The organism is Kribbella rubisoli (assembly GCF_004217145.1).
Lineage (GTDB): Bacteria > Actinomycetota > Actinomycetes > Propionibacteriales > Kribbellaceae > Kribbella > Kribbella rubisoli.
In genome coordinates, this window is record NZ_SHKR01000011.1 from 1,795,419 (window position 1) to 1,819,707 (window position 24,289).

Consider the following 24,289-nt stretch of genomic DNA (forward strand, 5'->3'; position numbering starts at 1 on the left):
CCGTGGGAATGGCCGCAATGGCGCATAGCCTCGGAGTCATGTGGGTATGGCAACTGGTACTCGCGGTGGGCTTCGGCATCGGCTCCGCCGTCATACCGGTGATGAACGCGGAGGCGTACGTCCTCGCCGTCGCGGCTACGCATGCCCTGAACCCGGTCGTCGCCGCGGCCGGCATCTCTGTCGGGCAGACCATCGGCAAGGTCGCGATGTTCCTGGCCGTCCGGTACCGCCCCGGCTACGCAGCCCGGAAGACCAAGGAACCGAAGCCGGTCAACCTGGACACCCGCTGGGGCCGCTTCGTCCAGTGGAACCGCGACGTCACCAAACGCCTGCTGGACGCGATGAGCGACAGCCGCTGGGGTATCCCGGTCACGCTGCTGAGCGCCTTCGTCGGCGTCCCACCGCTGTACGGCGTGGCGCTGATCGGCGGCGCCTCGCGGATGAAGACCGTCGTCTTCACCCTGTCGGTCCTCGCCGGCCGCGGCGCCCGCTTCATCCTGCTCGCCCTGGGTGTCAGCGCGTTCTAGGCGTCGAACTTGCGACCCGTCAGCTGCTCGTAGGCGTTGATGTACGCCGACCTGGTGCGCTCGACCACCTCGTCGGACAACGGCGGCGGGGCCTCGCCGGACGTCCGGTCCCAGCCCGACTCGAACTGCAGCCAGTCGCGGACGATCTGCTTGTCGTACGACGGCTGCTGCTTGCCCGGCGACCACTGGTCAGCCGGCCAGAAGCGGCTCGAGTCCGGCGTGAGCACCTCGTCGGCGAGCACCAGCGTCCCGTCCGCGCGAGCACCGAACTCGAACTTCGTGTCGGCCAGGATGATCCCGCGGTCCTCGGCGATCGCCCGCGCCCACGTGTAGATGTCCAGCGTGGTGTCCCGCAGCGTCGACGCCGTGTCCGCGCCGACGGTCGCCACCACCGCGTCGTACGAGACGTTCTCGTCGTGTTCGCCGAGCTCGGCCTTGGTCGCCGGGGTGAAGATCGGGACGTCCAGCCGCGAGCCCTCGACCAGGCCGTCCGGCAGCGGGATGCCGCAGACCGCGCCGGTGGCGTTGTAGTCGAGCAGGCCGGTGCCGCTCAGGTACCCACGGGCGACGCACTCGACCGGGTAGATCGCCAGCTTCTCGCACACCACAGCGCGGCCCGCGACCTCGGCCGGCACGTCGGTGGAGATGATGTGGTTCGGCATGTCCAGCTGCTCGAACCACCACAGGCTCATCGCGGTGAGCACCTTCCCCTTGTCGGGGATCAGCGACTCCAGGATCCAGTCGAACGCGCTCATCCGGTCGCTCGCCACCATCAGAAGATCGCCGGACTCCAGCTCGTACAGGTCCCGGACCTTGCCGGAGTGGATGTGCTTCGCGCCGGGGATCTCCGGCGCCTGCGGCGTTGTGATCACGCCGCGAGCCTACTTGCGGGCGCGCAGTGCCATCAGCCTGCCCCCTAGGCCGAACAGCCCGTCGCGGAGCGAGCACACCAGCGGATTCTCGACCTGCCCGAGCCGGCCAACACTCCGAGAGCGCTTGATCAGCTTGGTCGTCGCCGGTCGCCGTTCAGCGTCGTACGCCGTCAGCGCCTGGGTGAGCTCGCCGGCTTGAAGGTGTCGCGCCAGGGCACCGGCATCCTCGATCGCGGAGCAGGCGCCGCGGCCCAGGTTCGGCGTCATCGCGTGGGCGGCGTCGCCGAGCAGGACGATCCGACCCTGGACGAACGGGACCAGCGGCAGCGTCAGGTCATAGATGTCGTTCTGCAGCACCGTCTCGCTGCTCGCGATCAGCCTCGGGATCGGGTCGTGCCAGCTCTTGAACACAGTCGGCTCGCTCGTCTGGCCGGCCGGCTGGTTCGCCGTTCCGTACCAGTAGATGCGGCCGTCGATCAGTCGCGCGAAGCCAAACAGTTGCCCCCGGCCCCAGGTCTCTCCGCCACCGTCGTCGATGTCCACGTCCGCAATCCCCCGGTACGCCGAGACGCCGGAGTACCGCGGGCCCTTGTACTGCGGGTACAGCGTGCCCCGCACCACGCTTCGGATCCCGTCCGCGGCGACCACCAGGTCGGCGTGGAGCTCGCCGTTGACCGTGACGCCGTCCGCGTCCTGCGTGACGGTCCGTACGTCGTACCCGGTCCGGACTGTGACGGCCGGACCGAGCTCGGCCGTGATCAGCTCGTGCAACTGCGCGCGGTGGATCATCACCGGCAGCTCGACGCCGAGCTCGGCCGCGGTGACCACCCATCGACCGTCCGCCTTCCGCATGCCGGCCGGCTTGGACTGCACCGAGGCCTTCTCGACGCCCTTCACCCCGAGCTCCTCGAGCACGGCAACCGCCGCCGGCCAGACCGAGATGCCGGCCCCTACCTCGCCCAACTCCGGAGCACGCTCCAGCACCGTGACCTGCCAGCCGCACTGTTGCAGCGCGACAGCAGCCGTAACCCCGCCGATACCCGCCCCCACCACGATCACCCTCATGAACCTGACTCTACATCTGTAGAGTTTGGTTGGGAAGTGCGAGACTGACGGGCGTGACGAAGCAGGTTCCGCGGGGTGCGGATCGCCAGGACGCCATTGCCGATGCTGCGATCCACCTGGTCGCGACCCGCGGGCTGCGCGGGCTGACGCACCGAGCGGTCGACGCCGAGGCAGGCCTGCCGCCGGGATCGACGTCGTACTACCTGCGTACGCGCAACGCTCTGCTCACGGCGTGCGTCAGCCGGATGCTCACGCGGGACGTCAGCGCGATGCCGCCGGCCGGTGCGGATCCGGTCGAGCTGATGGTGGCGATGACGGTCGGGATGGCGCGCAATCGGCCGGACGATCTGGTCGCGCGGTACGAGTTGTCGCTGGAGGCGAGTCGTCAGCCCGAACTGCGGACGGCGATCAACGAGGGTGGGCGGGAGTTGCGGGCGATGCTTGCGCAGTTGCTCGCCGGGCTCGGCGTACCGGAACCGGAGGCGGCGGCGTGGCCGGTGGCCGCGATGATGGACGGGCTGATGTACGACCGGGTCGCGGGGGCGGGCGCAACGCTCTCACCAGAAGCGTTCGAGGCCGCAGTACGACGCTCTGTCGTGGCGCTGATCGCCGGCCTCAAAGGCGCTCGGTGAACGTGACGAAGGTGAAGTAGCAGACACCGATCAGCATGCCGACGTGGCCGAGGACGGACAGGCCCGCGCCGGAACCCCACGCATCACTCTGCGTGTCCTGGGAATGCTTGCCTCCGCCCGGCAACCAACGGGCCAGAAGCAACAATCCGATGACCGTGAGCAACCACCACCCGGCCAGCATCACCACGGCGATCTCCTGCCGACCGGTGATCAGGGCAACTACCCAGCCGAGCAACGTGATCACGCCGACGACGGTGTGCAACCGCAGCAGGGCAGCGGAAAACCCGTGCCGGCCCGCGCCGCGAGCGGTGCCGTCCACCACCGTGCCGCCGAGACGGACGCGCGTGATCAGTACGACGACCGCACCGAGCGCGGTCAGGAACCAGGTGACGTTCGACCATTCCACGCCCCCATCCCTACCCCACCCCGTACGCCGGTGAACCATTCCGCGTGTCGTCTCATCGCTTGACGACCGTCCAGAAACAGCGCCCGGCGGGCCGAGTGTCCGCTCATTGACCCGCCGGGCCGCCTACTTAAACCCAACTTCACCCGACCTACATCACCCGTTCTGCGTCACCCGTTCTGCGTCACCCGTTCTGCGTCGTCCCCGGCTGCTGCTGAGTTCCCTGCCCCTGCTGGGTCCCCTGCCCCTGCTGCGTTCCCTGACTCGGCAAGGTGCCCTGCCCAGGCACCACCCCTTGCCCCTGCCCGGTGCCTTGCCCAGTTCCCTGTCCGGTGCCCTGCCCCGTCCCTTGCCCGTTGCCCTGGAACCCGCGGCCGAAGCCGCCACCACCAGGCCCACCGAACTGGTTCTGCTGGTTACTGGTCCCGTCCCACGAATGCCCAACCGCCATCCCACCAAGGAACGCAAGCACGGCAAGCACAGACCCAGCCCCAGCAAGCACCACATTGCTAGGCCGCTTCCCACCCACCGAACCTCCCTCCTGCCCATAGCCCGCCTGCGGCGCAGAACCCGCCTGTGGCGCGACACCGCCTTGCGCAGCACCTGGTTGCGGTGCGGCACCCGCCTGGGCGGGCGAGCCGGACTGGGCGGCGGAGCCCGCGTGCTGGGCGGAGCCGGCCTCCGGTGTGGAGCCGGCCTGAGGGGAGCCGCCGGGCTGGGCGGCCTGGGCCGCTTGCCATTGGGCTTCTTGGTGGGTCATGTTCATGCTCCTGTTCCGGTGGAGAGGTCATACACGGTGGTGCTGCCAACGGTCTGGGCGGTGAAGTTTTCGCTGACCCAGGTGGCGATCTCGCTCGAGGTGCCGTCGCGGCCCCCCATCATTCCGCCGCCACCGCTCCCGATGAAGTAATGGACCTTGCCCTGGGCAACCAGTTCTTCGAACTCGGCCAGCGACGGCGCCGGGTCTGTCCCGTTGAACCCGCCGATCGCCATGATCGGCTCGCCCGACGCGATCTGCAGCGGCGCGGCACCGTTCGCGGTCACAGCTGCGGCGGCCCAGGTGTACCCCTTCGCGCCCTGCTGCAACAGCGTCACCAGCTCACTGGACACTCCACTGATCCCGCCACCACCAAGGAACCCGCCAACACCACCTCCGCCCATTCCGCGGCCGGTCGTCGTGCCGGTCCCAGGCTGCCCGGTAGTACCGGTCCCCGTACCAGTCCCAGTGCCGGTCTGACCAGGCGGCGTGCCCATTCCTCCGCCACCCGGGAACCCGCCGCCACCACGCCCGCCGCCCATTCCGCCCATTCCACCGGGCCCAGCAGTCGGAATCGCTCCGGTGTGCGCCGAGCTGATCGTCGACAGCGAGTACGCCGTAGGCCCCGCCAACGCGCTAAACGCGAGAACCGCCGCCGCAGCCACACCAGCCCGCCGAGCCGCCGTCCGATGCAACCGAAGCTCAGGCAGCAGCATGACGAGCCCGGCCGCCAGCACACCGGTGATCAACACAATCCACCGCAGCCACGGGTGCCAGGTAGGAGTCCCGTTCAGCAACGCGAAACTCCAGCCCGCCGTCAGCAACGCCCCACCAGCAAGAGTTGCCCGAGGCAACCACTCCGTCCGCCGCTTCCAGAGGATCGACATCGCACCACCGATCACCGCACCGAACGCCGGCGCCAGCGCGATCATGTAGTACGGGTGGATGATCCCCTGCATGTAGCTGAACACCAGCCCGGTGGCCACGAGCCACCCGCCCCACAGCAGCGCAAAGGCCCGTGTCTTGTCCGTCCGCGGCGCTTTGCCCGCAGCAACGATCAGTACGACGGTCGCCAGCAACGCGGCCGGCATCAGCCACGAGATCTGCGACCCGAACTCGCCGCCGAACAGCCGCTGCAGCCCGGTCGCCCCACCCCACCCGGGGTTCCCGACACCGCCGCCGACCGACCCGGACTCGTTGCCGCTCAACCGCCCGAGCCCGTTGTACCCAAGGGTCAACTCGAGAATGCTGTTGTTGGACGACCCACCGACGTACGGTCGCGCCGAGGCCGGCAGCAGTTCGACAATCGCGACCCACCACCCCGCACTCACGATCAAGGAAACAGTCGCCAGCACCAGATGCAGCAGCCGCTTCCCCAGCGCGGGCTTCCCGGCCACCAGATAAGCAATCCCGAACGCCGGCAGGATCAGGAACGCCTGCAGCATCTTCGTCAGGAACCCGAACCCGACCAGCGCACCGGCCAGGATCATCCACCGCGCGGAGTGCTTGACCGAGTCGATCGCCCGGGTCACCGCCCACGCACCGGCGCACAGCAGCAGGATCAGCAGCGCATCCGGGTTGTTGAACCGGAACATCAGCACCGCGACCGGCGTCAGCGCGAGAATCGCTCCGGCCAGCAGGCCGGCGTTCGCGGAGAACCAGCGCCGCACCGCGACGTACACGAACCCGACGCTCGCGACGCCCATCAGCGCCTGCGGCACCAGCATGCTCCAGCTGTTGAATCCGAAGATCCGCGCGGACAACCCCATCACCCACAGCGAGCCCGGGGTCTTGTCCACGGTGATGAAGCTCGACGAGTCGAACGACCCGAAGAACCAGGCCTTCCAGCTCTTCGACCCGGCCTGTACGGCGGCCGCGTAGTACTCGTTGGCGTATCCGTTCTTGGACAGCCCCCACAGGTAGGCGATCGCGGTCAGCACGAGCAGACCGCCGTACAGGACCTTGTCCCGACTCAGCGTGTACTGCGTTGTGATCGAGCGAGGCCGGGTGGCCTCGACGGGATCAGTCAGCGTGGTCATTGGGCCTCCCGGCCTGGACTGAGGAGCGGAGGGAGCGAAGCGACCGGAGCGACGAGGGAAGGCCGGGAGTCACAGCCCAATGGCCCGCCGCGACGGAGTCGCGGCATCAATACAGTCATCTCAGTTGCTCCGGGTCTGGTCGAGAACCGCTGGGGGTTCGAAGGCGGGCAAAGTAGGCGCGTCGTCGTCGAACACCCACGTCTGGAAGAGGCTGAACCGGACCACGGTCGCGGCCAGGTTCGCGATGGTCAGCACGGTGATCTCCACCGCTTGGTTCGGTACGGCGATTGCCGTGTGCAACAACCAGAGCGACGCCGCGGTCAAGCTCCAGCCGATGCCGAAGGCAACCAGGCCGCGCAGCTGATGCCGCCACCGTCCCTCCACACCATGGACGCCGAAGGTGATCCGGCGGTTCAGCGTGGTGTTGGCGACGGCCGTGATGAGCAGCGACAGCAGGTTCGCCACCTGGGCCGGCATGCCCTGGCGGAGCACGAGATAGAGCACCGCGTACGCCGCCGTACTCAGCACCCCGACCGCGCAGAAACGCAGGACCCGGGCCGCCATCGCCGTCCGAGGATCGAGGATCCGCGGCCGGCCGTACTTCTGCCGAACCGGCTCGAGGTCGACGCGACTGCGCATCAGTCGGGCGATCCCCCGCAGATCCTCGCCGACTGTCTTCGCGATCGCGACCCGGGAGTCGAGGTCGTCGACCCAGTCGACCGGTACTTCGTGGATCCGCAGCCCGGCCTTCTCGGCCAGGACCAGCAGCTCGGTGTCGAAGAACCAGCTGGTGTCCTGCACCAGCGGCAGCAGCTCGTGGGCCACGTCGGCGCGGATCGCCTTGAAGCCGCACTGCGCGTCCGAGAAGTGCGCGCTCAACGTTGCCCGGAGCAACAGATTGTACGAGCGGGAGATGAACTCGCGCTTCGGCCGCCGGACGACCCGCGAGCTCTTCGCCAACCGAGTGCCGATGGCAACATCACTGTGCCCGGCCAGTAGCGGCGCCACCAGCGGGAGCAGGGCGTTCAGGTTGGTGGACAGGTCGACGTCCATGTACGCGAGCACCTCTGCGTTGCTCGCGGACCAGACCTGCTTCAGCGCGCGGCCGCGGCCGGACTGCTCGAGCCGGACGATCCGGACCCCGGGCAGCTCGCTCGCGAGCAGCATGCCGATCTCATATGTCGCGTCCGTACTTCCGTTGTCCGCGATGCAGACCTCGGCCGGGAACGGGAAAGCGGTGTCGAGGAACTCCCGCAACCGTCTGATATTCGGTCCGAGGTCGTTTTCCTCGTTCTTGACGGGTACGACGATCTCGACCCGAGGATGACCTGGAATCTGCATGACACCGATGCTGTCCGGCCAACCTGTGCCACTCCCTGCGTGTGGCTGGCAGTTCCCTGGCAGTAGAGGCGCCCCAGACCCCCTCTTACCGAGTGCGACGCAGCCAGAGCAGACCGAGAACCGGCAGCACGACCGGCACGAAGCCGTAGCCCTGGCCGAAGTGCGACCACACGGTCGCGTCCGGGAAGTCGTCCGGTGCGGCGTAGCTGAACGCGCCGATCGCGAGTACGCCGATCAGCTCGATCACGATCGCGGTCGTGGCGACCTTGCGGGACACCTTGGTTGCCTTGGCCAACGCGAATGTCGCCGCGCAGTAGATGATCGCGGCAACGGCCGACAACAGGTAGGCGATCGGCGCATCGGTGAACTTCGTCGCGATCTGTACGCCGGCGCGCGCGGTCGCGGCCAGCGCGAACACGCCGTACACCGCGATCAGAATCCGGCCCGGGCCGTGTTTGGTCGCTGCGGGATCGGTCATGTCAGGCCGTCCACACGTCGTACAGCCGGAGCTCGAGGATCGGGATCACGACGCAGGCGATGGCCAGCGCGCCGGCGCCCCAGCGGCTGCTCTCCGCCAGCGCCCAGAACGCGCCGACCGGCAGGATGATCAGCGAGCCGATCAGGTACCCGATGAAGAACGGCCCGGAGACATCCCGCGTCGTCCCACTCAGCTGCACGATGCCGACGACCAGCTGTGCCACCAGCGCGACCTCGATCACCCCGAGCATGCCGAGCAAGGTCCAGTTGATCCGCTTGTCGCGCGCCGCGAGTACGACGGCGAACAGTGCCGCGGCGAGCGAGAGCGCGACCAGGAACCAGGTGAGCGGTGCGAACACGGGTTAGAGGATGTCACCCGGCGTGTAGGCGGCCGCCTCCGGGTAGCGCTTGGCGAGATCGTCGATCTTCCCGACGACGGCTCCGACCTGGGCGACGGCCGCGCCGGTGAACGTCAGCGGCTCGCCGACGATGCCGACGATCTGCTCCTCGGTGAGCCCGAGTCGCCCGTCAACACCGAGCCGGTGGAACAAGTCGTTCCCAGCGAGGCCCTTGCGCAGGTCGAGTGCGGTCGCGACCGCGTGCTCCTTGATCACCTCGTGCGCGGTCTCCCGGCCGACGCCGTTCTTCACGGCGGCCATCAGCACCTTGGTCGTGGTCAAGAACGGCAGGTACCGCTCGAGCTCGCGCGACACGACCGCCGGATACACCCCGAACTCGTCGAGGACAGTCAGGAACGTCTCGAACAGCCCGTCCAGCGCGAAGAACGCGTCCGGCAGGGCAACCCGGCGTACGACGGAACAGAAGACGTCGCCCTCGTTCCACTGGTTGCCGGCCAGCTCGCCGGCCATCGACGCGTAGCCGCGGAGGATGACCGCGAGACCGTTGACCCGCTCGCAGGACCGGGTGTTCATCTTGTGCGGCATCGCGGAGGAACCGACCTGGCCCTCCTTGAAGCCCTCGGTGACCAGCTCGTGCCCGGCCATCAGCCGGATCGTCGTCGCCAGGCTCGACGGCCCGGCGGCCAGCTGCACCAGCGCGGAGACGACCTCGTAGTCGAGCGACCGCGGGTACACCTGGCCGACGCTCGTGAGCGTGTGGCTGAAGCCCAGGTGCTGCGCGATCGTGCTTTCGAGCGTGGCGAGCTTCGTCTCATCACCGCCGAACAGGTCGAGCATGTCCTGCGACGTACCCACCGGGCCCTTGATGCCGCGCAGCGGATACCGCTCGATGAGCTCCTCGATCCGGGCGATCGCGACCAGCAGCTCGTCCGCGGCCGACGCGAACCGCTTGCCCAGCGTGGTCGCCTGCGCGGCGACGTTGTGGGAGCGTCCGGTCAGCACCAGCGCCGCGTGCTCGGCCGCCTTCTGGCCGAGCTGCACGGCGGTCGCCACCGCGCGGTCCCGGACCAGCTCGAGACCGGCGCGGATCTGGAGTTGCTCGACGTTCTCGGTCAGGTCACGACTCGTCATCCCCTTGTGGATGTGTTCGTGCCCGGCGAGCGCGCTGAACTCCTCGATCCGCGCCTTCACGTCATGCCGCGTGACCCGCTCCCGGGCCGCGATCGACGCCAGGTCGACCTGGCCGATGACCCGCTCGTAGTCCTCGACGACCCCGTCCGGAACCTCGACCCCGAGCTCCTTCTGGGCCTTCAGCACCGCCACCCAGAGCTTCCGCTCGAGCACGATCTTGTGCTCCGGTGACCACAGCTCCGCCATCGACAGACTGGCGTAGCGCGCGGCGAGAACATTGGGGATCAGGGGCTTGGTCACGAGCCCCATTCTCCCAGACGGCGACTACTTGACGGTCACCAGACCACAGAGCTTGGCGCCGGACAGGGTGCAGACCTGGTACGAACCGGCGGCGAGACCCTTCGGCATGGCCAGCGTGTACGGCCCGGCGCCGGTGTACTGCGGGATGGAGATGCCCATCTCACCGTTCATCCGGATCGCGTACGGCGTGGAGGCGTCGCCCGGCACCTTGGCGACCAGGGTGTAGAGCGGCACGTCCGGCTTGGCCGCCGAGGCCAGCGTGAACGTCACGTGACGGACCTGCTTGTCCGGGAACGACGCGACGAACTGGCCGCCGGAGACCAGCGCCTTGGCCGAGGTCAGCGTGAGCGGTCCGGCCTTCTCGACCGGGGCCGGGTTCGGCTGCACCGACACCTCGGGCGGCGCGACCATGTTGGTCGGGACCGGGCTGTCGGCCACCGGCGCGTTGTTGTGCGCCGGCCGGAGCGTCGGGACCACCGCGACGGCGGCGACCACGACGGCTGCACCGAGCACGGTCAGACCGGCGGTCATCCGGCGCTTGCGGGAACGGGCCGCGGTCAGGACGGAGTCGAAGTCACCGGCGGACTCGGCGGCCTTGCGGTCCGCCAGGGCCTGCAGGTCCTCTTGCAGATCAGGCATGGTCGTCACTCCTCAACAGCAATGAATCGGACAGGGCGTCCCGGGCGCGGGACAGGCGCGACTTGACCGTGCCTTCCGCGATCCCGAGCGTGTCCGCCACCTGAGCCACGCTCAGGTCACAGACGTAATGGAGGACGACGACCTGCCGGGTCGGCATCGGCAGGCCGGCGAGAGCCTGCTCGAGATCACCGGCGTACCTGTCGGCGGGGTCCGGGACGTGTTCCGCCGGCAGCCGGTGGAACAGTTGCGTGAACCGGTTGCCGTCACGGTGCCGATTCGCGGCGAGCCGCACGGCGACCAGGCGCACCCAGGCCTCCGGTGAGTCGTACCGCGAGACCTTCTGCCACCGGGGCACCAGCCGGACGAACGCCTCTTGGACGATGTCTTCCGCCTCGGCCCGCGACCCGGTCAGCAGCGAGATCACCCCGACCAGCCGTGGCTGGTGTGCGCGGTAGAACTCCCGCAGCCCCTCCGTCTCCATGCCCACTAACACCCCCGACCCCTGGATCCGGTTCCATCGGATTGCTGACCCTATCGAAGCTCACTCTGAGTACATGGACAAGCTATCGACGTACGAGGTCGCCTGGCTGGTCGGCGGCGCGGAGCGAGCCGCACTGGTCACCTTCGTGGCGCTGGCCGCCGACGGGCGGCTGGACGTCGCTTACAAGCGGCAGCGGGTCAAGGTCGCCCGCACGGAGTCGACGTACCCGGTCGAGGCCGCCGCCCTCGCCCTGGTCCCGGAGAGCGGGATCGGCGTGACTGAGCTCCTCGCGCGGCTCGCAGCCTTGCCGGAGGTCGCCGGCCTCAACGCTGCTGTCCGGGCGAAGGGCCAGCTCCGGTTCCTCCGCTGGTTCAGCTCGACGTACCGCGACCTGGCGGCACGCCCCGGCACCGGTCTTCGGCGGGTTGCCGTCCTCGGCGTACCGGGGATCGAGGACGTGCAACTGCGGGACATGTTGGAGCACCCGCTGCCGGACCTGCCGAAGATCGATCCGGTCGTCCCCGTCCGCGACAACACCATCGACGGCTCCATCGGGCCCTCGTCGGGCACCTGGACCGCCGGATAGGTCAGACGGTGATCTCGCCGCGTTCGGCCTTGAGGGCGATGTCGGTGCGGTGCTGCGAGCCCTTGATGCGGATCTGACCGACGGCGGCGTACGCGCGCTGGCGGGCCTCGGCGAGGTCCTTGCCGACGGCGCTGACCGCCAGCACGCGCCCGCCGGACGTGACGAGCTCCTCGTCCTCGAGCGACGTACCGGCGTGGAAGACGCGTACGTCGCCGCTCTCGGCCTGCTCGACACCGGCGATCGGATCACCCTTGCGAGGGCTGGACGGGTACTTCTTCGCGGCGACGACGACCGCGACCGACGCGGCATCCCGCCAGCTCAGGTCGCCCTGGTCCGCCAGCTTGCCGGTGGCGGCGGCCAGGAGCAGGCCGCCGAGCGGGGTCTTCAGCATCGGCAGCAGGGCCTGCGTCTCCGGGTCGCCGAAGCGGCAGTTGAACTCGATCACCCGGACGCCGCGTGACGTCAGCGCGAGACCGGCGTACAGCAGGCCGCTGAACGGCGTACCGCGGTGGCGGAGCTCGTCGATCGTCGGCTGCAGAACCTTTTCGGTGATCTCGGCAACCAAGTCGTCGGGTGCCCACGGCAACGGCGTGTACGCGCCCATGCCGCCGGTGTTGGGACCTTCGTCGTTGTCGGCGAGGCGCTTGAAGTCCTGCGCCGGTTGCATCGGAAGCACCGTGGTGCCGTCGGTGATCGCGAACAGCGAGACCTCGGGTCCGTCCAGGAATTCCTCGATCAGCACCTGCTCGCACTGCGCCGCGTGCGCGAGCGCTTCCTCGCGGTCCGAAGTGACCACAACGCCCTTGCCCGCCGCGAGCCCGTCATCCTTCACGACGTACGGCGGCCCGAACGCGTCGATCGCGGTCGCGGCCTCCTCGGGCGTCGTGCACACGTACGCGCGGCCGGTCGGCACGCTCGCGGCAGCCATCACGTCCTTCGCGAAAGCCTTGGAGCCCTCGATCTGCGCGGCCTCGCGCGACGGACCGAACACCGCGATGCCTGCATCCCGCAGCGGATCGGCCAGGCCGGCGACCAGAGGAGCCTCCGGGCCGACGACGACCAGGTCGGCGTCCAGCTCCTGCGCGAGCGCGACAACCGCGTCGTGGTCCTCGATATCCACCGACCGGCAAACGATCGTTTGACCGTCGTGCGCGGGCCGCAACGTCGCGATACCGGGGTTACCCGGCGCCGCCACCACCTGCTCGACCTCGGGGTCCTGGGTCAACGCCCAGGCCAGTGCGTGCTCACGACCACCGGACCCGACCACCAAAACCTTCACGGGCGCTCAGCCTAGCGTGCCCCGAGCTTGGCGTTCGCCTCAGTAGTGCCAGTAGTAGCGACCGTCGGCATTCCAGGTGAGGGGGACTGTGGTGCGGTTGGTGAAGGCCATGCCCAGGCCTTTGGCGAGCTCTACGGTGCGGGCTAGTTGTAAGGCGTAGGGGTGTTGGTTGTCGTCCCACCACTGTTCGGACTGAGTGATGCACGTCTGGCCCGTGTAGTACGGGTTGGTGCAGGGGTGCGGCGGGAGCCACTTCTGCAGGTGGCGGAAGGTGACAGTGGTGGCGCCGTTGGGAGGCTTGATGGTGCCGGTGGCGTCCAGGCAGTAGCCGGTGGTGGGGATGGTCCATCGGACGTAGTGCTGGCGGCCGCCGTTGGACGGGATGGGCTGCATGTTGGTGCAGCTCGCGTCGCCGATGGTTTCGGCGGTGACACGTTGGATCTGGGTCAGTGGACGGCCGGCGCCATCGTTGTATCCGTCGAGGAGAACCCAGTCGCCATCGTGGATGAAGTGTTCGGCCGACTTCGGCGGCCATGCCGTGGGATCGCCCCAGGAGATGTCGGACTCGGTCGCGCTCAGCGGGGTCCAGGCCCACTGGCCGGCAGCGGTCCCGCCCGCGAAGTACTGGCCGGCTGATTTCTCGAACATCAGCGAGTACTGCGCATAGGTCCCCGTCGCCGCGTCGGAGCTCCGCGGATCCGCCACCGCGACGCCCGACGTCAGCACCGCGGACAGGGCGATCACCAAGGCGAGCTTCTTCATCACGGAGGGCAACTTTAGTGCCGATCGGGTTCCGGTTGAGTTCCTGTTCCGTGCAGCCGGAGCGGTCTAGGCTCACCACCACTAGACCGACCTCAGAGGAGCTGTGATGCCAGAGCCTGTGACCCAGACGCTCGACGTGCCCGGAGCCACGCTGACGTACGACGTTCGCGGCGACCTCGCGAATCGCCCGGTGCTGCTGATGATCGGCTCCCCGATGGGCGCGAGCGGATTCCCGACCCTGGCCTCGCACTTCGCCGACCGCACCGTGGTCACGTACGACCCGCGCGGCGTCGAGCGGAGCGTCCGCACCGGTGAGATCACCGAGCTGTCTCCGGAAGACCACGCCGCGGACCTCGCCGCGCTCATCGAGCATCTCGACGTCGGCCCGGTCGACCTCTTCGCCAGCAGCGGCGGCGCGGTGAATGCGCTGGCCCTCACCGCGAAGCGTCCCGACCTCATCAACACCCTCGTCGCTCACGAGCCGCCGCTGGCCGCGATCCTGCCCGACAGCGAGGCCGCGCTGGCCGTGGTCGCCGACATGTACGCGACGTACCAGCGCGACGGCATGGGCGCCGGAATGGCGAAGTTCATCGCCTTCGTGGGGTACGACGGCGAGGTGCCCGCCGACTACACGCAGCAGCCCGCGCCGGACCCGGCCATGTTCGGACTCCCCACCGAGGACGACGGATCCCGCAACGACGCGCTCCTCGGCCAGAACCTTCGCGGCTGTACGTCGTACCAGCCCGACTTCGACGCCCTGGCCAACGCGAAGGAGCGGATCGTCATCGGTGTCGGCGAAGAGTCGGCGAACCAGATGGCTGCCCGTGGCGGCAAGGCGGCGGCCGAGAAGCTGGGCCTGGACCCGGTCGTGTTCCCGAGCGGCCACGGTGGCTTCCTCGGCAACGAGTACGGCCAGCCCGGCAAGCCGGAGGAGTTCGCCACCACCTTGCGCCAGGTCCTCGGCAGGTGACCGCGAGTGTCCATCGTTGCGCTGACAGCGGAACGATGGAGACCAGGAGGGTCCAGTACTCGACGCCACCGAGGCATCTGCTTAGCTGGAAGGTATGACTGAGAAGCCAGAGATCGACTTTCCGGACGGGCCGCCCCCGGCGGATCTCGAGATCACCGACATCACCGTTGGCGACGGCGACGAGGCGAAGGCCGGTTCGCGGGTCAACGTGCACTACGTGGGCGTGGCCCACTCGACCGGCGAGGAGTTCGACGCGTCGTACAACCGGGGCGCCCCGCTGGCGTTCCAGCTCGGCGTCGGCCAGGTCATCCAGGGCTGGGACACCGGCGTCCAGGGCATGAAGGTCGGCGGCCGCCGCAAGCTGGTCATCCCGCCGCACCTGGGCTACGGCGACCGTGGCGCCGGCAGCGCGATCAAGCCGGGCGAGACCCTGATCTTCGTCGTGGACCTCGTCAGCGTCAGCTGAACCAAACGCTGTCCCGAACCCCCGCGTCTCCGTCACAATGACGGAGACGCGGGGGTTCTTCGCGTAGTTGTACTCATCCGCCCAGCCCAGCGGCCCGATTGACTGGGAGGCATGACGACGATGACTGTGACCACGGTTCCCGCTACGCGAACCAACTGGCTGCGGTACGCCGCCCTGGCCGCGAAGGTACTGCTCTTCGCATTGTTGCTCTCGGCCCTGATCTGGCCCGACCTCAGCGGGATCAAGGGCAAGGCGTCGACGGCGCGCCTGGTCGTGTATCCGATCGGTGCGATGGCGCTCCCGCTGTGGTGGTGGGCCTACGGGCGCACGCGCAGCAAACTCCACAGCACGTTCCCGTGGCCTGCGGACCTGTTGATGACGCTGCCGTGGTTGATCGACCTGATCGGCAACCGACTCAACCTGTTCGACACCGTCGACTGGTGGGATGACGCGATGCACTTCATCCTCTGGGGCTTCCTGACCGCGGGCGTCCTGCTCGCCTTCGCACCGCGCGGTCTCTCCCGAGGACTTACCGCCTTCGTGGCCCTTGGCTTCGGCGCTACAGCCGCCGTCGTCTGGGAGCTGGGCGAGTACGTGGCCTTCGTCCGAAACTCCCCCGAGCTGCAGACGGCGTACACCGACACTCTTGGCGACCTCGCCCTCGGCACGATGGGCGCCCTGCTCGCCGGACTGATCCTCTACCAGCTGCGTCGATCCCCCTCTACTTCCAACGTATAGCGGCACAGGGGACTTGCCGCAAGCCCCGGTTCGGCCCGCAGAATTGTGGCCGATCAGCTCGTCGGAGCTCGGGGAACGGAGATTGATCAGTGCGTTTCGTGTTGGCAACCTGGGGGTCGCGCGGCGATGTGGAACCGTTGGCGGGGCTTGCGGTAGCGCTTCAGGAACTCGGTGCCGAGGCAACGGTCTGTGCGCCGCCGGACGATGATTTCGAGGCGCTGCTCGCGCGAGCCGGCGTACCGATGGCACCGCTCGGACCGTCGGTGAAGTCGGTGGTCGCGGCACCGAAACCACCATCGGGGCAGGCGGCGTTCGAGCTTGCGCCCCGGTTGGTCGCGGCGCGGTTCCAGACGCTCGGCGCCGTCGTGCAGGACGCCGATGCGATCGTGGCAACCGGTCTGATGCCGGCTGGTGCGCGGGACGTCGCCGACAAACTCGGCATCCGCTATGTGCTCGCCTGCTTCCACCTGGGTGGTATCCCGTCGCAGCATTTCTCGCCGGGAGCACGCCCCGGTACGCCGTCGCCGGAAGGCGAGACCGATCGGCGCGTGCTGTGGCAGCACGACGCCGAGCGTGTGAACGCCTTGTACGGTCCGTCGCTCAACAGCCACCGCGCCGAGATCGGCCTGCCGCCTGTGGAGAGCGTCCGCGACTATGTGCTGACCGAGCACCCGTGGCTCGCCGCGGATCCGATCTTGTGTCCGTCGAAGGGCATGACCGATCTCGACGTCGTACAGACAGGCGCGTGGCTGTTGCCCGACGACCGGCCGCTGCACGACGAGCTGGAGGCGTTCCTCGGCGCCGGTGAGCCACCGGTGTACGTCGGGTTCGGGAGCATGGCCGCGTACGCGCCGAAGGACATCGCTCGAACCGCGATCGACGCATGCCGCGCGCACGGTCGCCGCGTGCTGCTCAGCCGCGGTTGGGCCGGGCTGGACCTGGCCGACGAAGGCAGGGACTGCTTCATGGTCGGGGAGATCAACCAGCAGGCGTTGTTCCCGAGAGTCGCGGCGATCGTGCATCACGGCGGCGCCGGTACGACGACGGCCGCCGCGCGATCCGGTACGCCGCAGGTCGTCGTACCACTGATTGCGGATCAGCCGTACTGGGCGTCCCGGGTTGCCGCGCTCGGAATCGGGGCCGCGCACGAGCGCGCGACGCCGACCGTCGACTCGCTGGCCGCTGCGCTCGGGATCGCCTTGAGTTCGGAAACGCAGGCACAGGCGGCGAAAACAGGCGGAGAGATCACGACTGACGGAGCGAGAGTAGCTGCCGGACTGCTAGTCGACGGGGCGATGGAGGGCGTCAAGAAGGTGTGAGATGACGGTCTCCGGCGAGCGGGTCCAGTCCGTGGTGAGCACGTGGTGGACCCGCCAACCGGTGGTGGTCAGCGCGCTCGGGTGAGTGGTCAGTCGTTCCAGCAAAGTGTCGGATGCGACTCGGTCGGGCGTGTCCACGAGTACTGCGAGGCGGTGGCCGGCGTCCTCGGGCAACTTCAGCGCGAGATCGCAGCGGAAGACCGACTCCCCGACAGCGGTGTCCACCTCGACGCCGCGGGCTTCGAGCGCCGCGGCGAGCTGCTCGACCACAGCACTCGGGCGCGCAGACGCCGGGGCCTTCACGGCGTACGGCGTGAGGGCGGCCTTCGCGCCGGCGTGGTCGCCTCGGGAGACCGCGGTGGCATACGCGAGGAACCGGCGGAGGGTGTTGGCGCCGTCGTTGTAGGTGTTGGTGATGGCCTCGGGTTCGATGCTGCTGACGATCACCATGTGTTCGCGGGCGCGGCTGAAGATGACGTTCAGGCGCTTCTCGCCGCCGGAGGTGTTGATCGGGCCGAAGTTCATCAGCATCCGGCCGTCCGGACCGGTGCCGTAGCAGACGCTCATCAGGATGATGTCGCGCTCGTCGCCCTGCACGTTCTCGAGGTTCTTCACGAACAGGCCGGCGTCCTGCTCGCCATGCGTACGCACTTGCTCCGCCTCGTACAGCGTCGCGAACTCCGGGTCCGCCTCCGCCAACTGATCCAGCGCCCGCTCGATCTCGCCTTGCTGTGCCTCGGAGAACGCGACTATCCCCAGGCTCTTCCCGGTCTGCCGGATCAACGTCTCCCGCACCAACGCAGCGATCCATCGCGCCTCGGCAGGATTGGTACGCCGGATGTACACGCCGTCGACGAGCCGCACCGCCGTGATGCTTCCGGCCAGCATGCTGTCGCAGACCTCGGACACCATCGGTGAGTCCGACCGAACTGTCCACGGCGGCGCCGCATGCGGTGGCAGCCGATCCGGAACCGTCGCGAGCTTGCCCTGGTAGAACGCCGAGTTGCTGAAGGAGATCAACGCTTCCGAACGACTCCGGTAGTGCCACGTGAGCATCGTCGACGCGAGCCGCAGTGCGCTGATCGAGAGGAAGCTGTCTTCGGTGAGGGCGATCCCGACCTGCTCGGCCGCCTCGTCCTCGACGTCGATTTCTTCATCTGCTGTCCGCACGCGGAAGTACTGCGTCGGCGGTAGCTGCATCTGGTCGCCGACGACGATCACCTGCGGCGCTCGGTGCAGGGCGGGGATCGCCTCCTCCACAGGGATCTGGCTGGCTTCGTCGTAAACGACGACGTCGAATGAAGTTGTCAGCGGCAACGTTTCGGAGACCGAGGACGGGCTCATCAGCCAGACCGGTCGGAGGACCGAGACCACCTCACCGGGTGCGCCGGAGGCGAGGTCGCGGATCGAGCGGTACCGCATGACCTTGCCGAACTCGTGTTCCAGCTCGCGTCGGCCGGTCGCGAAGGTCTTCTTGCGTTCGCGGTCCTCGGGAGACATGCCGGTCACGCTCTGCTCGGAGTGCGCGACCTCGGCGAGGAAGCGGCGGCGGACCTGGGCGGTGACGACTTGGGCGTTGAGTTCGGTCAGGTCGTCGTACACCATGCTCAGTTCGCCGACGATCGCGTCGACTCGGGCGGAGGAGAGTTGCAGGGGTGCGGCCGCGCGGGCGCGTTCCCACTCAGCGACACAGACGGCGTACTCGAGCTGGTCGGGTGTGGCGTCGAGTTGGCGCAGGGCGGTGATGACGGAGGGCGTAGCGGTGGCGAGGTCACGCAGTCTGGGGCCGACTGCGCGTACGACGCGGCTCTCCGCGACGAGCCGGTCTGCGAGGTTGCGGATGCCGTCGACTGTCAGCGCGTCCCAATGGTCGGCGAGCAGGTCTTGGGTTGGTCCTTCGGCTTGCTCGAGCGCGTCGGCCAGGCGCGAGAGCTCGGCGGGGGCGCCGTCGCGGAGTACGAACTGCCAGTCCGGCACAGCCTTGCGGGCCGCTGCCAGTTGGTCGATCAGCACGCGCGGGTCGTCGACGGCCCAGTCGCGGCGGGTCTGCTCGGTGTGTTGCTCGACAGCGGCAGAGGCGGATTGCGCGGCGACCAGGTCAGTGAGGGTGTCGGTCACGGAGGGTTGTACAGCGCGTCCGGTAGCGTCGAAGCGGCCGCGAACGAGGCTCTTCACCCGCCGCCAATCACCACTCAGGAAGGAGAAAACCCCACCTTCCTTGCCCTGAGCAACCTTCAACGCCGCCCGCGCGTCCGCCGGCGCCAGCGGATCACTCCACCCAGCGGCCTCCTTCCAAGCCGCCCCCTCAACCACCACCAACCGCTCCCGCTCAACCCCAGCAGCAGCAAGTTCCCGAGCCAGCTCGGACCGCGGCACAATCGCCCCCACCCGATCCACCCTCACCAACGACCCCACCACCCGCCCCAACCCCGCCAACCCCCGCACTTCCTGCACGGTCTTGTCACCATCCGTGGCAGCCGCGACGACATCCCACCGTGCGCGGAGTTCGCCGGCGGTGACGGTCACGTCGGTGTCGTCCCAGTGCTCGGTGGCGATGAAGGCGAGCGAACTGCGAGCCAGCACACCACCTGTAGACGGATCCGCGGAGGCCAGCTCCCGAGCGACCTCGCGGACCGCGTCCCGCGCCTGCCACCACTCCCCAACCCCAGGCACCGCGGACTCCGGAGTCCAAGCGTGCGCGTGCAGTTCGGCGAGGCGGTTGATGAGGTCTCGGAGGTGTGGGTTGCCGGTGGCCAGCTGGTGTTCGAAGGTGTCGACTGTGGATAGCAGGCGGTCGACGCGGGCGGTTAGGTCGGCTCGGTGGGTGGTTAGCGTGTCTAGGTTGTCCTCGGTGGATAGCCAGGATTCGTAGGTTTCGCGCAGCCCATGGACGAAGGCCTTCTTGTCGGCCTGGGAGTCGTGGATGAGGGCGCACAGCCCGTCCAACCGCCGACTCGCCAGCCGCGCATGCACCACGTCCAGCGCGGCCCGCTTCTGGCAAACGAAGAGGACACGCTTCCCGCGCGCCACGAAGTCCGCGATCAGGTTGGTGATCGTCTGCGACTTACCCGTCCCAGGCGGACCCTGGATCACGAAGCTCTCGCCCCGTCGCGCGCGAGCGATCGCCGCCACCTGCGAACCATCAGCAGGTACGACGAGATGGCGGTCAGCCGGCGCCAACTCAGGCGGCGTACTGCCGATCGGTCGCGGCCGGTCCGAGAAGAGATGCTCGAACGACGCCGCCGACTCCCCACTCGTCAGCAGATCGTCGTAATCGCGGACCAACCCCAACGTCCGGTAGTTGAAGTTCGCCAGCGAGACCGCGCACAGATCGACGTCCCACGAGTACGGCCCGCCCTCGGTGTCCAGCGAGTAGACGTCGGTCTCGAGAGCCTGCGCCGGCCGCGGTGCCTCGCCCAGCGCGATCCCCAGCGGCAGCGTCTGCTCGGCGATCTGCGTCCGGTAGATCTGCACACCCAGCGGCTGATAGTCCGTACGCCGATACGAGTACGGGTACTGCTTCCCGCCGAACCCCGTCGCAACGTTCCCGCGCCGCCGCCGGTTGTACGTGCGCAGCCGCGTCATCGCCCGCTGCCGCACCAGGTCGATCCGCGGCTTCTCCCGAAGGTGCAACTGCAGCCCCGGCTCGGTCGCCTGGATCTCCTTCGCCAACCGCTCGTGCAATTCCCGCAGCGCACCCGGCGACGACAGATCGACCGTCTCCGGCAACGTGATCCCGTACAAGACCCGCAAACTGTGTCGCAGCGTCGGATTGACCTCGGCAATCGGATCGGTGACCCGCAACGTGTACGAATCCCGCACGCCGCGCTTCCGCGTCAGCTCCACCTTCGCCAGCACCAACGGCGACGCGATCCGCGTATCGCGGTCGTTCTTCAAGTCATGCCAACGCAGGAACGCCGGCACCAACCGCAGCTGGTCCTGCCCGTAGTCGGCCCGGTCGCGACGAGCCGTCGAGATCAGCTTGTCCAAGGTGTTCGCGGCGTACGGCGCCTCGTCGTACCGGATCCATTTCCCCAGCGGCTGTGCCTTCTTCAGCAACTCGCCCGCGAGTTCGTCCCGCCACGTGAACAGCTGCTCCGAGCGGATCGTCCGTACGTCGAGCATCAGCGGCACCGACACCTCGGTGAGGTTCAGCGTCTGGGCGGTCGGCCGGAAGTTGATCAGCCGATTACGTCGCGACAGGTCGAACAGCCTGTCCCGCAACGCGCCCAACACCGCTGTACGCCGGTCCGCCGCGCCCCGGATGATCGCTTCGACGTCGAAGTCCAACGGCTGATCGCGATAGTTCTCGAGCTGCTCGATCAGCGAATGCAGGTCCTGGGCGCGCCGGTGCCGATCCGGCTCGACCATCTGTGCCGCGACCGAGACGATCACCGGGTGCAGATCCGGATCGAGCTTGTACAAGTTGCCTCGGGCATCGATCAGCGTTGCGACGTCCGACGTCCGGGACAGATCGAGACCGCAGCCGAGCGCGAGCAGCAGCTGCCCGAGGCTGAAGATGTCGGTGAGCTGATCATGGTGACCGACGACGTGCTCCCAGCTCTGCCAGCCGGCCACGAGCGTCGGCGCCGTGATCGCATCCGGCACCGGCTCGGGCACGACGGTCTTCTCCTGACCGCCGCTGTCGCCGAGGTCGAAGTCGGACTGCCGGTGCGCGACGACCTCGACAGCCGTCGGTCGCGACCCCTGCCGTACGTCGAGCTCATGCACGGCGAGCGTCGGCCGGCCCGCATCCTCAGGCGCGAAGCCGAGCCGGTTCTGCTCGTCGACGACGATCCGATCCAGACCGCGCAACGGCGCGACGAGCCCGCGCTCGTGCACCGCGGCCGTCTCGTGGAACAACGGCAGCACGGCAGCCAGCAACGCATCATTACCCAGCCCGCCCTGGGAGACGGCCAGCGCAACGAGATCCTCAGCGCTCATCCGACCACCTCCGAAGCCTGCACAAACCTCGCTCGTTGCTTGTCGCTCCATCCCAGCTCGTCGTCGGCGACATCGACGTACCCCGGCAGCCCGGAGCGCCGCGCGAGGGCCAGCGACGCGACCAGTCCGGCGTCGCCCACGTCAGGGTCGGCGGTCGCGAGATCGAGCAGCAGGTAACACAGGTACCGCTTGGTCGCCGCCGCCAGCGGTCTCGGTCGCGGCATCGGCGCCCCATCCACCGGACGCACAGTCAACGGCTCGTCGAACCGCACAGTTCCCCCGGGCCCGCCCGGATCGTCCGCGAATCCGGCAGCCGCTGTCGCAACCGCATCGGTCCGCAAGCCTTCGGTGTGCGCGATCACGGCAGCAAAATCACGGCTGAGCTCGCGCAACACCACAGCGTCGAGCAGATCCGGTGCGTCCACGTCGAGCGGCCCGGTCACCAGCTCCTCGACGTACTCACCGTCGACCCAGTTCTTCAACGCCCAGGCCCGTCCGACGGCCTCAGGATGCGTCGTCCCACGACTCCCCGAACGCAGGTCGAGCGACTCGGCCTGGCGCAGGTACGCCGCGGGGTCCGCAGTACTCAGACCTGTCTCCAGCTTCAGCAGCGCGCGGATCGTCGTACTCAGATCACCACACGCCGTCAGCGCACCACGGTCCGCGAACAGCTCCGTCGCCAGCGACCAGCGCCGATGGGTCTCGAGGTACTGCGACGGGGTCCGCGCGTCACCGGCCGCCGCGTCGAGCAGACGGTCAACGGCGAGATACCCACCGTCCTCGGCCTCCCACAACAGCCGATGCGCGAGCTCATGCCCGATCACCGCCGTCAGCTCGTCCTCGTCCAGCCGATCGAGCAGCGGCCCTTGGAAGAGAATGACCGGCCTGACCTGGTGGATGTACGCCGCGTTCGGCTCCCCACTCACCTGGAAGTACTCGACCTCCGCAGACACGCCCAACGCCTCGGCCGCACGCCGGCCCGCCCGGTGCACGAGCGGATGCGCGTCCTCCTCCAGACGGTACGCATTCCGCAACAGCACGTCGCGGAGATCGCCCTCCGGTCCGCCGTGCAACGCCGTCCACGCACGCTCGTCCTGACGACGAACAACCGCCAGGACGGCCCGGTGATACCCAAGGACGGACAACATGTCGGCAACCATAACCACCCGGACCGACGAAAAGCTGCGCCAACGACAGGAGGTAGTCCGCTCGAGGACCGACCATCACGCCTCAGCCGGGAGGCGAGCAGCGCCCATCACCCGACTACCTCGTGTCCTTAGGCCAGGATCATTCAGGTGTTGGACGGCAGACGCCATTGGCAGCAGCGCTGGCAGCCAGGGCCGCGGCTGCAAGGTTGCCGGACGAGGAGCCGGCGGCCGCAGTGTCGGTCCGGTCCGTTCGGGAGGTGTGCCGGCCGATCGGCACGACCATCGGCGTACCGGCAACTGGATCGGGAACGACCTTGACGGCCAGGCCGAAGACATCCTGGACGACGTCCTCGGTGATCACCTCGGACGGGTTGCCCTCGGCAACGATGTCGCCGTCCTTCATCGCGATCAGGTGGTCGCCGAACCGGCAGGCCTGGTTGAGGTCGTGCAGCACGAGCACGATCGTGCGGTCGTCGGACTTGTTCAGGTCGACCAGCAGATCGAGGACTTCGAACTGGTGCGTCAGGTCGAGGAACGTCGTCGGCTCGTCCAGCAGCAGGATGTCGGTCTCCTGCGCCAGCGCCATCGCGATCCACACCCGCTGCCGCTGACCGCCGGACAGCTCGTCGATCGGCCGGTCCGCGATCGACAGTACGTCGGTCGACGTCATCGCCTCCGCGACCGCTTCGTCGTCGGACTTCGACCACTGCCGGATCCACCGGGTCCGCGGGTACCGCCCACGCCCGACCAGGTCCGCGACCGTGATCCCCTCCGGCGCGGTCGGCGACTGCGGCAGCAGACCGAGCTTGGTCGCCACCTCGCGCGTCGGGATCTGCTGGATGCTCTTGCCGTCCAGCAGCACGGTCCCACGCGACGGCTTCAGCAACCGCGCCAACGTCTTCAGCAGCGTCGACTTGCCGCACGCGTTGGCGCCGACGATGACTGTGATCTTCCCGGTCGGGATCCGCACCGACAGGTCGTGGATGATCTCCCGCTGGTCGTACCCGACCGCGAGACCGTCGGCAGCCAAGCTGTGTTCCACAACGTTCTCCAT

At 68.4% G+C, this 24,289-nt stretch carries 23 protein-coding genes; 7 read left to right on the forward strand and 16 right to left on the reverse strand.

Annotated features, from left to right (window positions below; all coding sequences use genetic code 11):
- The first annotated feature begins 38 nt into the window (after nt 1-38).
- The gene (locus EV645_RS11580) at nt 39-527 is read left to right on the forward strand and encodes a hypothetical protein (RefSeq protein WP_130442495.1); all 489 of its coding nucleotides are present in this window, start codon (nt 39-41) and stop codon (nt 525-527) included.
- Here EV645_RS11580 and EV645_RS11585 read toward each other — a convergent pair.
- Nucleotides 524-1,399, reverse strand: a complete 876-nt coding sequence (locus EV645_RS11585; RefSeq protein ID WP_130442497.1) for a phosphoribosylaminoimidazolesuccinocarboxamide synthase — start codon at nt 1,397-1,399, stop codon at nt 524-526. The genes EV645_RS11580 and EV645_RS11585 overlap by 4 nt on opposite strands.
- Before the next feature lie 9 nt (nt 1,400-1,408).
- On the reverse strand, nt 1,409-2,464 hold the full coding sequence (locus EV645_RS11590) for an FAD-dependent monooxygenase (RefSeq protein ID WP_130442499.1): 1,056 nt from the start codon (nt 2,462-2,464) through the stop codon (nt 1,409-1,411).
- 53 nt (nt 2,465-2,517) lie between these two features.
- Here EV645_RS11590 and EV645_RS11595 point away from each other — a divergent pair, with 53 nt between their 5' ends.
- A complete protein-coding gene (locus EV645_RS11595) occupies nt 2,518-3,096 on the forward strand; it encodes a TetR/AcrR family transcriptional regulator (RefSeq protein ID WP_130442501.1) in 579 nt (192 codons plus the stop codon).
- Here the strand turns inward: EV645_RS11595 and EV645_RS11600 are convergent.
- The 9 genes from EV645_RS11600 to EV645_RS11640 form a co-directional block, all read right to left on the reverse strand.
- The gene (locus EV645_RS11600; protein ID WP_130442503.1) at nt 3,080-3,502 is read right to left on the reverse strand and encodes a hypothetical protein; all 423 of its coding nucleotides are present in this window, start codon (nt 3,500-3,502) and stop codon (nt 3,080-3,082) included. The two genes, EV645_RS11595 and EV645_RS11600, sit on opposite strands and share 17 nt — an antisense overlap.
- Before the next feature lie 181 nt (nt 3,503-3,683).
- On the reverse strand, nt 3,684-4,259 hold the full coding sequence (locus EV645_RS11605) for a hypothetical protein (protein WP_130442505.1): 576 nt from the start codon (nt 4,257-4,259) through the stop codon (nt 3,684-3,686).
- Between the two features lie 2 nt (nt 4,260-4,261).
- The gene (locus tag EV645_RS43145) at nt 4,262-6,295 is read right to left on the reverse strand and encodes a glycosyltransferase family 39 protein (RefSeq protein WP_130442507.1); all 2,034 of its coding nucleotides are present in this window, start codon (nt 6,293-6,295) and stop codon (nt 4,262-4,264) included.
- Between the two features lie 120 nt (nt 6,296-6,415).
- Nucleotides 6,416-7,636: a bifunctional glycosyltransferase family 2/GtrA family protein gene (locus EV645_RS11615; protein ID WP_130442509.1), complete on the reverse strand. Its 1,221-nt coding sequence runs from the start codon at nt 7,634-7,636 to the stop codon at nt 6,416-6,418.
- A gap of 85 nt (nt 7,637-7,721) precedes the next feature.
- Nucleotides 7,722-8,114, reverse strand: a complete 393-nt coding sequence (locus EV645_RS11620) for a hypothetical protein (RefSeq protein ID WP_130442511.1) — start codon at nt 8,112-8,114, stop codon at nt 7,722-7,724.
- A gap of 1 nt (nt 8,115) precedes the next feature.
- On the reverse strand, nt 8,116-8,472 hold the full coding sequence (locus EV645_RS11625) for a hypothetical protein (protein WP_130442513.1): 357 nt from the start codon (nt 8,470-8,472) through the stop codon (nt 8,116-8,118).
- A gap of 3 nt (nt 8,473-8,475) precedes the next feature.
- Nucleotides 8,476-9,903 (reverse strand): lyase family protein, encoded by a 1,428-nt coding sequence (gene purB, locus EV645_RS11630; RefSeq protein ID WP_479684495.1) that lies wholly within the window; start codon nt 9,901-9,903, stop codon nt 8,476-8,478.
- Between the two features lie 24 nt (nt 9,904-9,927).
- On the reverse strand, nt 9,928-10,542 hold the full coding sequence (locus tag EV645_RS11635; protein WP_130442517.1) for a hypothetical protein: 615 nt from the start codon (nt 10,540-10,542) through the stop codon (nt 9,928-9,930).
- On the reverse strand, nt 10,535-11,023 hold the full coding sequence (locus EV645_RS11640) for a SigE family RNA polymerase sigma factor (RefSeq protein ID WP_130442519.1): 489 nt from the start codon (nt 11,021-11,023) through the stop codon (nt 10,535-10,537). Before EV645_RS11640 ends, EV645_RS11635 begins: the two co-directional genes overlap by 8 nt.
- A gap of 73 nt (nt 11,024-11,096) precedes the next feature.
- Here EV645_RS11640 and EV645_RS11645 point away from each other — a divergent pair, with 73 nt between their 5' ends.
- Complete coding sequence (locus EV645_RS11645) at nt 11,097-11,609, forward strand: TIGR04222 domain-containing membrane protein (protein ID WP_157997049.1); 513 nt, start codon at nt 11,097-11,099, stop codon at nt 11,607-11,609.
- 1 nt (nt 11,610) lies between these two features.
- Here the strand turns inward: EV645_RS11645 and purD are convergent, their stop codons facing one another.
- On the reverse strand, nt 11,611-12,888 hold the full coding sequence (gene purD, locus EV645_RS11650; protein ID WP_130442523.1) for a phosphoribosylamine--glycine ligase: 1,278 nt from the start codon (nt 12,886-12,888) through the stop codon (nt 11,611-11,613).
- Nucleotides 12,889-12,927: 39 nt separating this feature from the next.
- Nucleotides 12,928-13,650: a hypothetical protein gene (locus EV645_RS11655; RefSeq protein WP_130443747.1), complete on the reverse strand. Its 723-nt coding sequence runs from the start codon at nt 13,648-13,650 to the stop codon at nt 12,928-12,930.
- A gap of 106 nt (nt 13,651-13,756) precedes the next feature.
- Here EV645_RS11655 and EV645_RS11660 point away from each other — a divergent pair, with 106 nt between their 5' ends.
- The 4 genes from EV645_RS11660 (at nt 13,757) to EV645_RS11675 (ending at nt 17,143) form a co-directional block, all read left to right on the forward strand.
- The gene (locus EV645_RS11660; protein ID WP_130442525.1) at nt 13,757-14,620 is read left to right on the forward strand and encodes an alpha/beta fold hydrolase; all 864 of its coding nucleotides are present in this window, start codon (nt 13,757-13,759) and stop codon (nt 14,618-14,620) included.
- 94 nt (nt 14,621-14,714) lie between these two features.
- Entirely contained in the window at nt 14,715-15,086 is a 372-nt protein-coding gene (locus EV645_RS11665) for an FKBP-type peptidyl-prolyl cis-trans isomerase (RefSeq protein ID WP_130442527.1), read from the forward strand.
- Between the two features lie 111 nt (nt 15,087-15,197).
- On the forward strand, nt 15,198-15,824 hold the full coding sequence (locus EV645_RS11670; protein WP_130442529.1) for a DUF2238 domain-containing protein: 627 nt from the start codon (nt 15,198-15,200) through the stop codon (nt 15,822-15,824).
- 89 nt (nt 15,825-15,913) lie between these two features.
- On the forward strand, nt 15,914-17,143 hold the full coding sequence (locus EV645_RS11675) for a glycosyltransferase (RefSeq protein WP_130442531.1): 1,230 nt from the start codon (nt 15,914-15,916) through the stop codon (nt 17,141-17,143).
- Here EV645_RS11675 and EV645_RS43150 read toward each other — a convergent pair.
- The 3 genes from EV645_RS43150 to EV645_RS11690 form a co-directional block, all read right to left on the reverse strand.
- On the reverse strand, nt 17,105-22,087 hold the full coding sequence (locus EV645_RS43150) for an AAA domain-containing protein (protein ID WP_198681550.1): 4,983 nt from the start codon (nt 22,085-22,087) through the stop codon (nt 17,105-17,107). The genes EV645_RS11675 and EV645_RS43150 overlap by 39 nt on opposite strands.
- Nucleotides 22,084-23,235 carry a M48 family metalloprotease gene (locus tag EV645_RS11685; RefSeq protein ID WP_157997050.1) on the reverse strand — a complete coding sequence of 384 codons (1,152 nt, stop codon included), beginning with the start codon at nt 23,233-23,235 and terminating at the stop codon, nt 22,084-22,086. Before EV645_RS11685 ends, EV645_RS43150 begins: the two co-directional genes overlap by 4 nt.
- Before the next feature lie 139 nt (nt 23,236-23,374).
- The gene (locus EV645_RS11690; protein WP_130442538.1) at nt 23,375-24,289 is read right to left on the reverse strand and encodes an ABC transporter ATP-binding protein; all 915 of its coding nucleotides are present in this window, start codon (nt 24,287-24,289) and stop codon (nt 23,375-23,377) included.